The sequence below is a fragment of the Mesorhizobium australicum WSM2073 genome (genome assembly GCF_000230995.2).
In the GTDB taxonomy this organism is placed as follows: Bacteria; Pseudomonadota; Alphaproteobacteria; order Rhizobiales; family Rhizobiaceae; genus Mesorhizobium; species Mesorhizobium australicum.
In genome coordinates, this window is sequence record NC_019973.1 from 657,590 (window position 1) to 672,934 (window position 15,345).

14 protein-coding genes are annotated in these 15,345 nt (G+C 64.4%); 7 read left to right on the forward strand and 7 right to left on the reverse strand.

The genetic code is table 11. From position 1 onward, the window contains the following. Both MESAU_RS03090 and coaA read left to right on the forward strand, forming a co-directional pair. On the forward strand, window positions 1–324 hold the full coding sequence (locus tag MESAU_RS03090) for a phosphoribosyl-ATP diphosphatase (protein ID WP_015314588.1): 324 nt from the start codon (window positions 1–3) through the stop codon (window positions 322–324). A 24-nt stretch (window positions 325–348) separates the two neighbouring features. After that, window positions 349–1,308, forward strand: a complete 960-nt coding sequence (gene coaA / locus MESAU_RS03095) for a type I pantothenate kinase (RefSeq protein ID WP_015314589.1) — start codon at window positions 349–351, stop codon at window positions 1,306–1,308. 56 nt (window positions 1,309–1,364) lie between these two features. Here the strand turns inward: coaA and MESAU_RS03100 are convergent, their stop codons facing one another. The 5 genes from MESAU_RS03100 to MESAU_RS03120 all read right to left on the reverse strand — a co-directional run bounded on the left by MESAU_RS03100 (window position 1,365) and on the right by MESAU_RS03120 (window position 6,291). Next, a complete protein-coding gene (locus MESAU_RS03100) occupies window positions 1,365–2,912 on the reverse strand; it encodes a DegQ family serine endoprotease (protein ID WP_015314590.1) in 1,548 nt (515 codons plus the stop codon). 186 nt (window positions 2,913–3,098) lie between these two features. Further along, window positions 3,099–3,818, reverse strand: coding sequence for an MBL fold metallo-hydrolase (locus MESAU_RS03105; RefSeq protein WP_015314591.1), 720 nt, complete (start codon window positions 3,816–3,818; stop codon window positions 3,099–3,101). 51 nt (window positions 3,819–3,869) lie between these two features. Beyond that, a complete protein-coding gene (locus tag MESAU_RS03110; RefSeq protein WP_015314592.1) occupies window positions 3,870–5,036 on the reverse strand; it encodes a diphosphate--fructose-6-phosphate 1-phosphotransferase in 1,167 nt (388 codons plus the stop codon). A 153-nt stretch (window positions 5,037–5,189) separates the two neighbouring features. Continuing rightward, window positions 5,190–5,957: a L,D-transpeptidase gene (locus MESAU_RS03115; RefSeq protein ID WP_015314593.1), complete on the reverse strand. Its 768-nt coding sequence runs from the start codon at window positions 5,955–5,957 to the stop codon at window positions 5,190–5,192. Between the two features lie 64 nt (window positions 5,958–6,021). Further along, the gene (locus MESAU_RS03120; protein WP_140660229.1) at window positions 6,022–6,291 is read right to left on the reverse strand and encodes a hypothetical protein; all 270 of its coding nucleotides are present in this window, start codon (window positions 6,289–6,291) and stop codon (window positions 6,022–6,024) included. Between MESAU_RS03120 and MESAU_RS03125 the strand changes: the two genes are divergently transcribed. Next, window positions 6,290–6,913: a LysE family translocator gene (locus MESAU_RS03125; protein WP_015314594.1), complete on the forward strand. Its 624-nt coding sequence runs from the start codon at window positions 6,290–6,292 to the stop codon at window positions 6,911–6,913. The genes MESAU_RS03120 and MESAU_RS03125 overlap by 2 nt on opposite strands. 30 nt (window positions 6,914–6,943) lie before the next feature. Here the strand turns inward: MESAU_RS03125 and MESAU_RS03130 are convergent, their stop codons facing one another. Next, window positions 6,944–9,601 (reverse strand): autotransporter family protein, encoded by a 2,658-nt coding sequence (locus MESAU_RS03130; protein WP_245262940.1) that lies wholly within the window; start codon window positions 9,599–9,601, stop codon window positions 6,944–6,946. A 355-nt stretch (window positions 9,602–9,956) separates the two neighbouring features. On the opposite strand from MESAU_RS03130, the gene MESAU_RS03135 reads away from it, so the two are divergent. Continuing rightward, complete coding sequence (locus MESAU_RS03135) at window positions 9,957–11,282, forward strand: tetratricopeptide repeat protein (protein ID WP_015314596.1); 1,326 nt, start codon at window positions 9,957–9,959, stop codon at window positions 11,280–11,282. 80 nt (window positions 11,283–11,362) lie between these two features. Next, window positions 11,363–12,817 carry a xylulokinase gene (xylB, locus tag MESAU_RS03140; protein WP_015314597.1) on the forward strand — a complete coding sequence of 485 codons (1,455 nt, stop codon included), beginning with the start codon at window positions 11,363–11,365 and terminating at the stop codon, window positions 12,815–12,817. Between the two features lie 299 nt (window positions 12,818–13,116). On the opposite strand, the gene MESAU_RS03145 is transcribed toward xylB, so the two are convergent. Beyond that, window positions 13,117–13,479, reverse strand: a complete 363-nt coding sequence (locus MESAU_RS03145) for a nuclear transport factor 2 family protein (protein ID WP_015314598.1) — start codon at window positions 13,477–13,479, stop codon at window positions 13,117–13,119. A gap of 113 nt (window positions 13,480–13,592) precedes the next feature. On the opposite strand from MESAU_RS03145, the gene xylA reads away from it, so the two are divergent. Both xylA and MESAU_RS03155 read left to right on the forward strand, forming a co-directional pair. Continuing rightward, entirely contained in the window at window positions 13,593–14,918 is a 1,326-nt protein-coding gene (xylA, locus tag MESAU_RS03150; RefSeq protein ID WP_015314599.1) for a xylose isomerase, read from the forward strand. A 208-nt stretch (window positions 14,919–15,126) separates the two neighbouring features. Continuing rightward, window positions 15,127–15,336: a hypothetical protein gene (locus MESAU_RS03155; protein WP_015314600.1), complete on the forward strand. Its 210-nt coding sequence runs from the start codon at window positions 15,127–15,129 to the stop codon at window positions 15,334–15,336. The last annotated feature ends 9 nt before the right edge of the window (window positions 15,337–15,345 follow it).

Consider the following 15,345-nt stretch of genomic DNA (forward strand, 5'->3'; position numbering starts at 1 on the left):
ATGGCCGAGTTTTCGCTCTCCGACCTGGAAAAAATCGTCAGCGACCGCGCCCATTCCGGCGATCCGGATTCGTGGACGGCCAAGCTTTACGCCCGGGGCATCGACAAGGCGGCGCAGAAACTCGGCGAGGAGGCGGTCGAGACCGTGATCGCCGCCGTCAAGGGCGACAAACAGGGCCTCGTTTCCGAAAGCGCCGATCTTATATATCATTGGCTTGTCGTTCTCGGCATCTCGGGTGTCCCGTTGAACGACGTGCTCAAGGAGCTTGAAGCCCGTACCGGGCGTTCGGGCATCGCCGAAAAGGCGTCGCGGCCCAAGGGCTGATCGGGAGGAAGGGCAGGTATCTCGATGGATCAGCTCGCGCCAACCGAGAAATATTCTCCGTTTCGCTTCTTCTCAGCCGAGCAATGGTCGCGGTTCCGAGCCGATACGCCGCTGACGCTGAGCGAGGACGAGTTCCGCCGCCTGCGTTCGCTCAACGACCCGGTCGACCTCGAAGAGGTCAAGCGCATCTATCTGTCCTTGTCGCGGCTTTTGTCGGCGCATGTCGAGGCGAGCCAGCTTCTGTTCCGGCAGCGCCAGGCCTTCTTCAACGCCGCCGACGTGGCCAAGACGCCGTTCATCATCGGCATTGCCGGTTCTGTCGCGGTCGGCAAATCGACCACGGCGCGCGTGCTGAAGGAATTGCTGGCGCGATGGCCGTCGAGCCCGAAGGTGGACCTCATCACCACGGACGGCTTCCTGCTGCCCAACGAGGTGCTGCGCCGCCAAAACCTAATGGAGCGCAAGGGTTTCCCCGACAGCTACGATGTCGGCGCGCTGCTGCGTTTCCTCTCGGGTATCAAGTCGGCGTTGCCCGATGTCCGCGCGCCGGTCTATTCGCACCTTACCTATGACGTCATCCCCGGCGAGTTCGTCACCATCGACCGGCCCGACATCCTGATCTTCGAAGGCATCAACGTGCTGCAGCCGGGCAAGCTGCCGCAGGACGGCAAGATCGTGCCCTTCCTGTCGGACTTCTTCGACTTCGCCATTTACATCGATGCCGACGAGAAGCTGATCCACAATTGGTATATTTCCCGCTTCATGCGGCTGCGCGAAACCGCCTTCCGCGATCCGGACTCCTTCTTCCACCGCTATTCGCAGCTGTCGGAGGATGCGGCCAAGGCGATCGCCGAGGGCCTGTGGACCAACATCAACCTGAAGAACCTGCGCGAAAACATCCTGCCGACGCGTGCCCGCGCCGACTTGATCCTGCGCAAGGGCGCCGACCACCTGATCGAGGAAGTGGCGCTGCGCAAGTTGTAGCCAACCGAACCGGCGTGGCGGGCTCGTCCGCAAGCCCGCCACGCCGCTGTTTATGTTCAGCCATTGGCGAACGGCACGGCGACATAGATCTGGGTGTCGCCGCGCTCCACCAGAAGCAGCACCGATTTGCGTCCGGATTTGCCGGCTTGGGCAATCGCTTGGGTCACCTGCCTGGCGCTCTTCACCGGAGCCTGGTTGACGGCGACGATGACATCGCCCGGCTGGATGCCGGCAGTCGCTGCCGGCTTGTCGGGATTGACGCTCGCAACCACCGCGCCGTGCTCGTTCTCGGGGAGGTTCATCTGCTGGCGGATGTCCGGCGTGATATCCATCAAGCCGAGGCCGACGGCCGGCACGCGGGAACCCTGTTCGGTGCCCGGCGCGCTGGAGTCATCCGTAGACGCCGTTTTCACATCGTCGCTGTTGCGTCCGACCTCCACCGAGATCTGCATGGCCTTGCCCTTGCGCCAGACATCCAGTCTCTCCTTGGCACCCGGCGCGACGTCGGCGACGGCTCGTGACAGGTCCTTGGGATCCTTGACGTCCTGCCCGGCGAAGCCGGTGATGACGTCGCCGGTCTCGACGCCGGCCTTGGCCGCGGGCGAGCCGTCATTGACCTGCGAGACCAAGGCACCGCTGGGACGGTCCAGCCCGATGGCGCTTGCCACATCCGGGGTGACGGGCTGGATCTCGACGCCGAGATAGCCGTATTCGATGTTGCCGCCCTTCATCAGCTTGGCGACCACCTTCTCAGCCTGGTCAGACGGAATGGCGAAACCGACACCGACGCTGCCGCCATTGGGCGAATAGATCGCCGTGTTGATGCCGACGACATTGCCATTGACGTCCACCAGCGGGCCGCCGGAATTGCCGTGATTGATCGGCGCGTCGATCTGGATGAAATCGTCGAACGGCCCGCTATGCAGGTCGCGGCCACGCGCCGAGACGATACCGGCTGTTACCGTGGTGCCGATGCCGAACGGATTGCCGATCGCCAGCACCTGGTCGCCTGTCATGAGCTTGTCGGAGTCGCCCCACTTCACGGTTGGCAACGACTTGCCGGCGTTGATCTTCAGCACGGCGAGGTCGTTCTTGGCATCGTGACCGACCAGCTTGGCCGGGAGCTCCGTGCCGTCGTCGAGCGTGACCTTTATCGAGGAAGCGCCGTCGACGACATGGTTGTTGGTGACGATGGTGCCGTCGGCACCGACGATGAAGCCCGAACCGAGCGCTTCGGCCCGCGGCAACCGCTGTTGCGGAGGCGTCTTGGGAGCGGGCATGCCCTGATCGCCGAAGAACTGGCGGAAATAGTCGTCGAAGGGCGAGGCGCCATCGAAGGGCGACGCTTCGTTCATTGCTTCCGGCTGTCCTTTCATGACCGTGGTCACGGTCACGACGGCCGGCTTGGTCGTGGCCACGATCGGCGCCAACGAACCGCTCGGGGCCGTGGTCCCGGCAACGGGGGTCTGCGTCGTTGCAACCGTGTTGCCCGTGCCGACGCCGTTCGCGCTGTCGGCGAATGAGACGACAAAGGGAGAAACCAGCAGCGCGGCGCCCAGCAGGGCGGCGATGCGATGCCTACGAAGAATGCTCAGGTTTGACATGGTCGTTCTGTCCGGGCGAGGGGTTGATCCGCGCCGCGGGTCTTCCTGGGAGAAGTGCCCGTCAGCGTGCCGACGGCCCGGGTTGCCTGCCTCGCCACGCATGGCAGCCGGCCGGATCGACAACAACTATCTAGGGCGCCGATCTGCGCGATTTAGGGTTTTAGCCCGACCTTACGAAGATTTAATTCAGAGTGCGCTTACGGATCGCAGATAGGCCGACGCGATTTCGCGCATGCGCCCGCCGTCGAAGCTCGGGCCGTGGCCGCCATGGCCGATCCTGATCGGCAGGTCGAGCAGCCGGCGCATCGTGTTGCGATAGGCCTCTCGGTCGGAATCCGGCAAATCGTCGATCAGCGTGTCGTCATAGATGGCGTCGCCGCTGAAAAACAGGCCGTCGGCCTCATCGAAAAGCGCGATCGAATCCGGCGAATGTCCGGGGAGATGCAGCACCCGAAACCGGCGGTCTCCTAGATCGACCACGTCGCCTTCGTCGAGCATACGCGTCAACGGTGCCGGCGCTATCGCATAGTCGGCCGACTTCCAGCCAGGCGCCGGCAATTTCGAAACGGCGCCCTCGAGATCGTGGAACATGTAGGCGTAAGTCGCGGCCTCATCCATGCTCTCGAATTGCGCTGCGCTCATCCTTGGCCCGGCCCGCAGCGGAAATTCGTGCAGCGAGCCGACATGGTCGAGGTGAATATGGGTGGCGACGACCAGAAGCGGCTTGCCTTCGAGCGTCCTTATCTCCGGCGCCAGCGGACAGATGCCCATCCCGGTGTCGACCAGAAGGTCGGCGTCGCGGCCGGTGAAATGCCAGATATTGGCGCGCACATAGTCGTGCACGAACGGCTCGGTCAGCATCGTCGTCCTGCCGTCGACGATGCGCCTGGAGAACCAGCTATCCATTAAGTGTGAGCCGGGCATCAGGTGTGAGCCGGGCATCAAGCGAACCCGGCATCAGACGAACGGCTTTCCGACCTTGTATTTTTCCGGCACCAGCCGTTTGAGATAGGCCATGCCGGCCTCGGACAGCTGGTTGGCGTCGGGCTTCATGAAATCGTCGGGCATGTGACGGGTCTTGCCGGCGACGTTCTTCAGCGGCACCTTCTTCAGCACTATCTTGCTGCCATCATATTGCAGCGCCACCGAGCCGCCGCCCTGTTCGGCGACGCCGACGGCAAAGGCGCCGGCATCGAAGGCCTCCTGCGCATCGACCGGGCTGATGGAGCCGACATAGCCGCGCGGCATGTAGCCGAGTGCGTCGACGCGGGCACGCTTGCCCGGCAGCCCCTCGGCCAATGCCCGTTCGAGCGCCGCCGGCAGGTCGCTGCCCGAGAGTTTGACGTTGCCGTGCTGGTCGCGCTCGAGCTTGTCCGCCGGCACCAGGCTTTCGACCAGTGCCTTGCCGTCGGCGGTGCTGACGCCTTCCGACACGGCGACGATGCAGCGCTTGTGGCGGTCGAGGGTGGCGCGCACGTCGTCGATGAAACCGGCGGCGGAGAACGGCCGCTCCGGGACGTAGACCAGATGCGGGCCGCTGTCGGAATCGAGCTGCCAGGCCGCCGACGCCGCGGTCAGGAAGCCGGCATGGCGGCCCATGACGATGCCGACATAGATGCCGGGAAGCGCGCGAAAATCGAGATCGACGGACAGGAAGGCGCCAGCGACGAATTCGGCCGCGGACATGAAGCCCGGCGTATGGTCGTTTTCCTCGAGATCGTTGTCGATGGTCTTCGGCGCATGGACGAAAGCGATCTTGCCGCCGGCGGCATCGGTCAGGATCTGCTGCGTGCCCGAGGTGTCGTTGCCGCCGATATAGATGAAAGCGTCGGCGCCCGCCTTCTGCAGGCCCTTCAGGATGACCTCGCAATAGGCGGCATCCGGCTTGTCGCGCGTCGACCCGAGGGCGGCGCTCGGCGTTCCGGCGATCAGCCGCAGCCGGTCCTCCGGGATGGCGGAGAGGTCGACATAGTTGCCGTCACGGATGCCGCGCACGCCGTGCAGGGAGCCCAGCACCTTGGCACCGGGATGGCGCCTGCGGATCTCCAGCGCGGCGCCCACGACCGTCTGGTTGATGACGGCGGTCGGGCCGCCGCCCTGCGCGATGACGAAAGTTCCAGCCATGCTTGATGTCTCCCTAGGGCATGACGCCGAAAGAGACGGATTCGGATTTCAGGTCGAACGGACCTGAAATCATCCGGCTCTAGGCGATGGTTTTCAGGTCACCTTGGCCTGTCTTGCCGCATCGCGCAACGGGAGAAACGGAGGGCTGGACGATCACATGACGACGACGGGGTTTTTCTTCGACACCCGGCTGTAGAGGTCGATGATGTCCTGGTTGATCAGGCGCACGCAGCCCGACGACATCGCCTGGCCGATGCTCCACCATTCCGGCGAGCCATGGATGCGGTAGCCGGTGTCCTTGCCGTCCTGGTAGATGTAGAGCGCACGCGCCCCGAGGGGATTGGTCAGGCCGCCGGGCTGGCCGCCCTGCCACTTCACCAGTTCCGGCTTGCGCTGGATCATTTCGGGCGGCGGCGTCCAGGTCGGCCACTCCCTGCCGTACTGGATGTTGGCGCGGCCGGACCAGCGGAAACCGTCCTTGCCGATGCCGACGCCGTAGCGGATGGCGTCGCCACCCGGCTGGACGAGATAGAGCATGCGTTCCTTGAGATGCACGACGATGGTGCCGGGCGCCTCGCCGGTCGTATCGACGACGATCTGGCGACGGAACTCCGGCTTGACCTTGAGATAGGGCACCTCGGGCACGTTGAAGCCGTTATCCGTCAAGGAGGCATACATGACGTCGGGGCTGGTGATGTTCTTGTCGACGCTGATCGAGGGCCGGATCGGCACCGAACCGGTGACCGTATCGTCGAGCTGCAGCGCCGGCAGATCGACACCACCCGAGGTCGAGCAGCCGGCGACGCCGAGCAATGCCAAAGCGCCCGCCCCGGACAGGACGGCGCGGCGGGAAAGAAGAAGATCGGTTTCGACTGCGTCGCCGTTTCGTGGCGGCGTCGGACCTTGCGGCAACTCACGCATATACCCAAATCCTACGCTGTCGGCGGGAAGCACGGTCCGGCCGGATAGTGGGCATTTTCATCATTCATGGTTGATAAAGCGTGAATGCCTTGCGCTGCTTGCGTTTGCGCCTTGCCGAGGCGCCGCTCCGCCCTCCCGCGCGGTCGCCATTAAACATCTGCAAGACGTTGAAACCGTCATCAAGCTTTTTGCCGCTGGCGCAATTGACGTCGCGGTCCCGTAAGAGTCGTGCCGGTTGCCCGGCCGGAATACGCAAAAACAAGGATTCGGTCCCTTTACATTCTTCGGGAGCCAAGGATTTATCCTCTTCTTTGAGCTCAAAGGAGACGAGCATGTCCTTCGAAAACTGGGCCGCCTTCGCTGCCGCGTCGACCATCCTCCTCATCATCCCGGGCCCGACGATCCTTCTGGTCGTCTCCTATGCGCTGGGCCAGGGCTGGCGCACCGCTTTGCCGATGGCGGTCGGCGTGGCGCTCGGCGACTTCACCGCCATGACCTTGTCGATGCTGGGCATCGGCGCGCTGCTTGCCGCTTCGGCTGGTGTCTTCACCATCCTGAAACTGATCGGCGCCGGCTATCTGATTTATCTCGGCGTGAAACTGTTCCGCGCCGGCGGCGCGCTGAAGGCCGAACCCCGCACCGACGCGGTGTCGTCGGCCAAGATGATGGCGCATGCCTGGCTGGTCACCGCGCTCAACCCGAAAAGCATCACCTTCTTCGTCGCCTTCCTGCCGCAGTTCCTCGACCGGCACGCCGACTTCCGGACGCAGATGCTGATCTTCGAGACGACCTTCCTGGCGCTCGCCTTCGCCAACGCTTTCGGTTACGCGCTGATCGCGGCACGCGCCCGCAACGTGGTCCGCAATCCCAAGGCGATCCGCATCTTCAACCGTACCGGCGGCACGCTCCTGGTCGGCGCCGGCATCGCCACGGTGGCGATGCGTTCCGGCAATTGATGTCCCGACGCGGGTGAGGCCCGGAGGGCCTCACCATTTTACGCTGAAGCCCAGATTGCCCTCGAGGATGCGGCGTTTGTCGCCGCCCAGATTGGTGGTGTAGTCGCCGGTGGCAAAGATGCTGACCTTGTCCGTCACCTTGGCGACGATACCGCCGCCGAACTCGAACGAGGTCGACCTGCCCTCCGTCGAGATGTCGGTGGTGTCGAAACTGACACGATCGGTGCCGCCAAAATCATGCCAGATATTGGCCTTGAGGTAGGGCTGCAGCGCTATTCCATTGACAACGGACTCGCCCTGCAGCCGAGCCCCGATCCGGCCGGTGACGCTGCCCTCGCTATCGAAGGAAACCGACGAGAAACGATCCTTGGCATCGTCGAGCGACAGATGCTGCCAGATCAGTTGCGCCTGCGGTTCGAGCGTCCAGCCCTGCGCCAGCGCAATGGGATGGCCGCCCTCCAGCGAGGCGGTGACACCTGTTCCGCCAATGTCGATGCCGACGTTGCGCGACGACGTCGCGTCGCCGCCGAAGAAGGTGGCCATGAGGACGCCGTCGAGGTACCAGCCGCCTTGGCCGATGCGGGTCCAGTAACCGCCGACGCTGGTGCCGCTGACATCGATGCCGCCGACGGACAGATCATTCTGCCCCAGCGCCTGGCCGCGCACATCGCCCTTCATGCTGGCATAGGCGACGAACAGGCCGGCGCGATCGATCCCGCCCGACGCGGTTTCGCGTCCGAAGACGTCGAAGCCCGCCTGCAGGCCGAACAAGGTGCCGTCGAAGGACGGCGACACCGTTCCCGACCAGCCCACCTTGGCGTCCTGGCCGTAGATGCGGCCCCAGACCGGCGACAGCTCCGTGTTCGACAACAGGCTCTGTTCGCCGCGCCGCTCATGGAAGGTGCCAAGTGTCGTCATCGCCAGATGCTCGGCCACAGGCGGCACCGCGGAATAGACCGGCACCTCGACGCGATAGAGCAGGATTTCCTCCCCTGCCGCGGGCATCGGAAGATCGGGCACGGCGGTCGGGACCGGCGGGGGCGGTGGCGGTGGATCAGCCGCCGGCGCCGGCGGCGGCGGTGGCGGCGGCACGGGCACCGGATCGCTAGCCTGCACGGGCGGCGTCGGGTCGGCCGGCGGAGTGTTGATGTCGCCCTCGGTCGGCGCCGGCACCGGCGGCAGCGCGGATGGCGGCGGCGGAGGTTCGGTCTCGGGCGGCACCGGTTCCGGCGCGGGTGTTGGTTCTGCCGCCGGCGGCGCCGCGGCCGGCGATGTCGGCGTTATCAGCGACGAGCGCAGGTACCAGTTCTCCGCGCTGCCGGCGGTGACGCCACCCTTGAACAGATAATATTCGAAGGCGCCTGCCGCGACCGGCACGTCGAGCGCGAAGGCGCTTGAGGTGGAGGTGGCGCCGTTGACCGCCTGGACGACCATGATGCCGTCCTGCATCGTTTCGGCCCCCGCGCCGCCGACATTGACCACCGCGATGCCGGTCGAGCCGGAAGCCGTGCCGCCCGAAAGCACCAGCCTGTCCGACGCCGACGAATCATCGCCGAGCTCGGTCTGGATGAGCAGCAGGCCGCCGAGCCCGGTGTAATTGCCCGAAATCGTCAGCCGGTCCGTCGCGCCGGTACTGCCGTTGGTCAGGTCGATGCGGCCTGCGTTGACGACGTCCGCAAGCTGGCCCGACGTAAAGGCCTGGATCGACCCGTTGAAGCCGCCGCCATAGAGCGTGCTCGCGGCATCGACATTAAGCGATCCCGTGCCGGTGCCGCTGTCTCCAAGCACGAGATTGCCGTCCAGCGTGAGCTGGGTGTCGTTGGTGGCGTCGACGGTTTCCCAGTTCTGGATCCGGCTGATGCCGTCGAGCTTGACGTTATCGAAGGTCAGCGTATCGGTGCCGAGACCGCCATTCAGCGCGTCGGCGCCGCCCAGATTGGCTTTGGTCAGGTTGCTCAGCTTTGCCGTATCGTTGTCGCCGCCGAGGTCGACGGCGCCATAGATGATGCCGCCGCCGTTCCACACGAAATTGTCCGCGCCGAAGCTCATCAGCACATCGCCGCCGACGGTGCCGCCCGTGATCGTCACGCTGTCGTTGCCGCCGCTGACGCTGATGTTGCCGCCGATCGTGCCGCCGGAGAGAATGATGGTGTCCTGGTCGAAGCCGGTGACCAGGTTGCGGTCGATGATGCCGCCCGACATGTTGAAATAGTTCTTGTCGAGCTTCATGTTGACGCGGCCGATGCGGCCGTCGGTCATCACGGCACGGTCGCCATCGTCGAAGAAATCGACGATGCGCCCGCCGCTCATGGTAAAGGTGTCCAGCCCGTCGCCCTGGTTCAGGGAACCGATCTGGCCGCCGCTCATATTGAAGTCGTCAATGCCTGCGCCCTGCTGGACATTGCCGGCGACGGTGCCGCCGCCGATGGTGAAGAAATCCGTGCCGTCGCCCTGATCGACCGTGCCGGTGATGGTGCCGGACTGCATGTTGATGCGGTCCGTGCCCGGGCCGAAGGTGACGTTGCCGCTCACCTGGCCGGTGCCGCCGGCGGGAAAGTTCAGCGTGTTGTTGCCGATGGTGTCGTTGAGGCTGCCGCCCGAATCGCCACTATCGCAAGTGAAGACGTCATTGCCCGGAGACGGAACCAGCAGGCATGCCGCCAGGGCCGCGGAGTTCGGCAGCAACATAAAGGTCGTAGTTGCAAGCAAGCTAATAAACCCAACATTGATCCGCCTGGGCCTTCGCCGCAGCAAAGAAACAGCCCGGCCAATGTGCTCCGAACCGCTGTTCGGACCCTGTATTTCAAAATGCCGCATCGCGTCCCCTCTCAGATCGCGATTTCAAGCCCCTTGCCCGCGCCGCAATCAAGCCACAATTCGTCCAGTTTTACAAAGCCTATTCTGTCTCCCATGGTTGATGAACTGCAAAAATGTCTGACATGCCGCGGCGCGACTCGTGAAATGGCGTAGCCGTGGCCTATGCTTTAAGATCACGCTGGACCGTGGGCACCATGCCCATCGGACCTCGACCAGGGACTCTCGCATGGCCATCAGGGACGCATTTGGCCTGGCATTTTCGGGCGCGACGGAAGCCGGATTCGCGCCCTACGGCCAGGCCGTGCGCGAATTGCAGTGTTTCATCGGCGATCCCGTGAAATCCGTCGATCGCGCCATCGCGCGGGACCCCGGTTTTGTCATGGCGCATGTCTTCAAGGGCTACCTTTTCGGCCTTGCCACCGAACCGGAGGCGACGGCCGTGGCCAGGATCTGCCACGAGGCGGCGCTGCCGCTTGCCGCGACAACGCGTGAGCGGGCGCATGTCTCGGCCCTCGGCCACCTCGCCAACGGGCGCTGGCATCAGGCCTCCGGCATTCTGCGGGACATAGCGATCGATTTTCCGCTCGACGCCGTGGCGCTCCAGGTCGGACACCAGGTCGATTTCTTCACCGGCAACGCCCGCATGCTGCGCGACCGCATCGCCCGCGCCCTGCCATCATGGCAGGCGGACATGCCGGGGTATCACGCCATTCTCGGCATGCAGGCCTTCGGGCTCGAAGAGATGGCTGAGTATGCGCAGGCCGAAAGGCTCGGCCGTACGGCGGTCGAGATCGAACCGCGCGATGGCTGGGCGCAACATGCGGTCGCGCATGTGATGGAGATGCAAAGCCGGCAAAGGGACGGCATCGCCTGGATGCGTACCGATCCCGAAGCCTGGACGAAGGAGAGCTTCCTCCAGGCCCACAATTGGTGGCACCTGGCGCTGTTCCACTACGATCTCGGCGAGACCGGCGAGGTGCTGGCGCTCTATGACGGGCCGATCTATGGCAGCAGATCGACGCTGGCGCTCAACATGGTCGATGCATCGGCGATCCTGTGGCGGCTTCATCTCGGCGGCGTCGATGTCGGCGACCGCTGGACGGCGCTGGCCGCCAATTGGGTGCCCAAGGCCGCTGCCTCCATCTACGCCTTCAACGACGCCCACGCGATGATGGCCTTTGTCGGCGCCGGGCTCGATGCTCCGGCCCGGACCTTGCTGGAGGCACAGCGCGAAGCGATGCGGGGCGGTGACGACAATGCCGCTTTCACGCGGGATGTCGGCCATCCCCTGACGCTTGCGATCAAGGCGTTCGGAGAGGGCAACTACGCCGAAACCATCCGACTGATCCGGCCGATCCGGACCATCGCCCATCGATTTGGCGGCAGCCACGCGCAGCGCGACGTCATCGATCTGACGCTGATAGAAGCCGCCCTGCGTGCCGGCGACGGTGCACTGGCCAGGGCGCTGACGACGGAGCGTTCGGCCGTACGCCCGGACAGTCCGCTGTCGGCGCTGTTTTCGAGACGTGCCGCCGATTTGTCAGAGAATTGACCCGGAGCGGATCTTGCCTTAAAAACTGGCTCAAACATATTTTTCGGGTTCCGAAAAAAATAAGAACGTGGGAGGAAACCATGTATCTCGGCCTCGACCTGGGCACATCGGGCGTCAAGGCGCTGCTGATCGATGCCGGACAGGGCGTCATCGGCTCCGGCCATGGCACGCTTGATGTTTCTCGCCCTCATCCGGGCTGGTCCGAGCAGGATCCCCTGCACTGGATACGCGCCTGCGAAGATGCGATCGCCGACCTGAAGGCGGCACATCCCGGGCAGTTCGCGGCAGTCAAGGGCATCGGCCTGTCGGGCCAGATGCATGGCGCGACCTTGCTCGATGCGGCCGATCAGGTGTTGCGCCCCTGCATCCTGTGGAACGATACGCGCAGCCATGTCGAGGCGGCGGCACTGGACGCCGATCCGCGCTTCCGCGCGCTCACCGGCAACATCGTCTTTCCCGGCTTCACCGCGCCCAAGCTCGCCTGGGTGAAGAACAATGAACCCGCTGTCTTCGCCAAGGTGGCAAAGGTGCTTTTGCCCAAGGATTTCCTGCGGCTCTGGCTGACCGGCGACTACATGTCGGAAATGTCGGATTCGGCCGGCACATCCTGGCTCGATGTCGGCAAGCGGCGCTGGTCTTCCGAGTTGCTCGCTGCGACCTCGCTTGAGGAAAAGCAGATGCCGTCGCTGGTCGAGGGCACGGAAAAAGCCGGCGCCCTGCGCGCCGAACTCGCGTCGCGGTGGGGCATCGCGGCCGGCACTCCGGTGGCTGGCGGGGCCGGCGACAATGCGGCTTCCGCCTGCGGCATGGGCACGGTCGGCGCCGGCCACGCTTTTGTCTCGCTCGGCACATCGGGTGTGCTGTTTGCCGCCAACGCCGCCTATCTGCCCAACCCGGCCAGCGCGGTGCACACCTTCTGCCATGCGCTGCCCAACACCTGGCACCAGATGGGCGTCATCCTGTCGGCAACCGATTCGCTCAACTGGCTGTCGGAGATCACGGGCAAGGGCGCGGGCGAACTGACATCGGAACTCGGCGAGACGCTCAAGGCGCCGACCGGCGTGTCCTTCCTGCCCTATCTCTCTGGCGAGCGGACGCCACACAATGATTCCGCCATTCGCGGCTCATTCACAGGCCTGGCGCATGAATCGGGCCGCCCGGTGTTGACCCAGGCCGTGCTCGAAGGCGTCGCCTTTGCCTTCCGCGACAGCCTGGAGGCATTGAAAACCGCCGGCACGACCTTGACGCGCGTGACCGCGGTCGGCGGCGGCTCGCGCTCGCGCTACTGGCTGAAGGCGATCGCCACCGCGCTGCAATTGCCGGTGGATATTCCGGCTGATGGCGATTTCGGCGCTGCGTTTGGAGCGGCCAGGCTTGGCCTGATCGCGGCGACGGGCGCCGATCCGCTGGCCGTGTGCTCCGCGCCGAGGACAGATGCCACGATCGAGCCGGATGCAGCTCTTGGCGGCGCCTTCGCCGATGCCTATCACCGCTACCGCGCGCTCTATCCGGCGATCAAGGCCGTAACCGCGTGAGTTGGCGCTTGTCCCATTCCTTTCGTCCGGGCGCTGGCGCTGCCCCTCACCTGCCTGCCGGCATCCTCTCCCCGCATAGAGACGGAGAGAGGGGCGCTGTCATTGCTGGTTTCGCCAATCACCAACGTCGCAGGAAGGGCGTCGAGATTGCCGCCGGCCCCCTTCTCCCCGTCACTATACGGGGAGAAGTGCCCGGCAGGGCGATGAGGGGCGGCGCCGACTTCGCCAATCGGTCCCCTCTACAGATTGGACAAGCAACTACTGTAAGCGTGGGAGCCACTCAACTTGCCAGCAAGACCTCACTGCGCCGGCACCTTGTCGAGGAAGCCGGTGACGCTCTTCAGGCGGCCGTTCTCGATGATGCCGATGTCAGTGCCTTCGATGACGGAAGCAGTGCCCTCGGGCCCGAGATTCCAGGAGAAGCGGATCTTGTCGGCAAAGCCGTCCGGCGTGCCCTTCAGCGAGAAGCGGAAGCCGGCAAAGCGCTGCTGGACGCCGCCGATCAGCGCCGCGACGCCTTCATGGCCGTCCCCCTGCATGAGCGGATCGCGATAGCTGACGTCCTCGGTGAAGACAGCCTTGAGCAAGGCCGCCCGGCGGTCGGCATCGCTTTCGTTCCAGGCGGTGATGTAGTTCAGGGCGATCGTGTCGAGGTCGGTCATGGTCTGTCTCCTTCGTTTGACGGTTTTGACAGGACCGTTTTCGACCAGCCTCGGCGTGAAACCAATTACGCCTGAGGTAATCGGGCAAACCTATCTTGGAGAGGAAGAGAACCATGAGCAGCGGCTTTTTCGGCGATATCCAGACAATCAAATATGAAGGACCGGATTCGACCAATCCGCTGGCCTACCGTTTCTACAATCCCGACGAAGTGGTGGCCGGCAAGCGGCTGGAAGACCATCTGCGCTTTGCCGTCGCCTACTGGCATTCCTTCGCCTGGCCGGGCGGCGACCCGTTCGGCGGCCAGACCTTCGACCGTCCCTGGTTCCCCAAGGCCGGCGGGATCGACACGATGGAACTGGCGAAACTCAAAGCCGATGTCGCCTTCGAGATGTTCTCGCTGCTCGGCGCTCCCTATTTCTGCTTCCACGACGCCGATGTGCGGCCCGAGGGCAAGGATTTCTCTGAAAGTGCGGCCCGCCTCGATGAGATCGCCGATTATTTCGCCGGCAAGATGAAGCAGACCGGCGTCAAGCTTTTGTGGGGCACGGCGAACCTGTTCTCCAACCGCCGCTTCATGTCGGGCGCGGCGACCAATCCCGATCCGGATGTGTTCGCCTACGCGGCGGCGACGGTGAAGAGCTGCATCGACGTCACCAAGCGGCTGAAGGGCGAGAACTACGTGCTGTGGGGCGGGCGCGAGGGTTATGAGACGTTGCTCAACACCGACCTTGCCCGCGAGCAGGAACAGGCCGGCCGTTTCCTGAACCTCGTCGTCGACTACAAGCACAAGATCGGCTTCAAGGGCACGATCCTGATCGAGCCGAAGCCGCAGGAGCCGACAAAACACCAGTATGACTACGACGTCGCGACCGTCTACGGCTTCCTCAAGCGCTTCGGCCTGGAGAAGGAGGTCAAGCTCAACATCGAGCAGGGCCACGCCATCCTGGCCGGCCACTCCTTCGAGCACGAACTGGCGCTGGCCAATGCGCTCGGCGTCTTCGGCTCGATCGACATGAACCGCAACGACTACCAGTCGGGCTGGGACACCGACCAGTTCCCCAACAACGTGCCGGAAATGGCGCTGGCATATTACCAGGTGCTCCAGGCCGGCGGTTTCAAGACAGGCGGCACCAATTTCGACGCCAAGCTGCGCCGCCAGTCGCTCGACCCGCAGGACCTGCTGATCGGCCATATCGGCGGCATGGATTCCTGCGCGCGCGGCCTCAAGGCGGCAGCGAAGATGGTAGAGGACAAGGCGCTATCGGGTCCGCTCGCCGAGCGCTATGCCGGCTGGAACAGCGCCGAGGCCAAGGCGATGCTGTCGGGCAAGCGGACGCTGGAAGAGATCGCCGAGCGCGTGGTGAAGAAGAAGATCGAGCCGCAACCGCGCTCCGGCCGCCAGGAACTGCTCGAAAACATCGTCAACCGCTACGTCTGACGCTGCCTGACCGTCGGCAATCCAAGCCGGCGCACTATGCGATTCGAAAGCTTGGCGCGCGGAAACTTTCTGCGCGCCATGCTGAAATCGACGACAAGGTTTTGCCCCTTGCCGCCTCTCAATGACCTCGCTCTTGCCTTCAAACTGCCGTCACGAATCTCGTATAGGTATGGCTCGTGGCGGGAGAGGAAGAAGGAGGCGAACCGATATGCAGAACGAACGTGAAATCGACGCCCTGCTCTCACCTGGCGAGGCCGGATCGATCATCGACCGGCTGATGGCAATGCCGCATCCCAGGGATGGCGCGCGCCGGTCCAACGAATGGGATCGTGCTGTTGCCAGCCGTTTCGAGACCCATCTGGCCAGACAGATGCGCTCGCAGATCGATGGCGGCAGCGACCGGCAAAACGCCGCCTGAGCCGCCTGG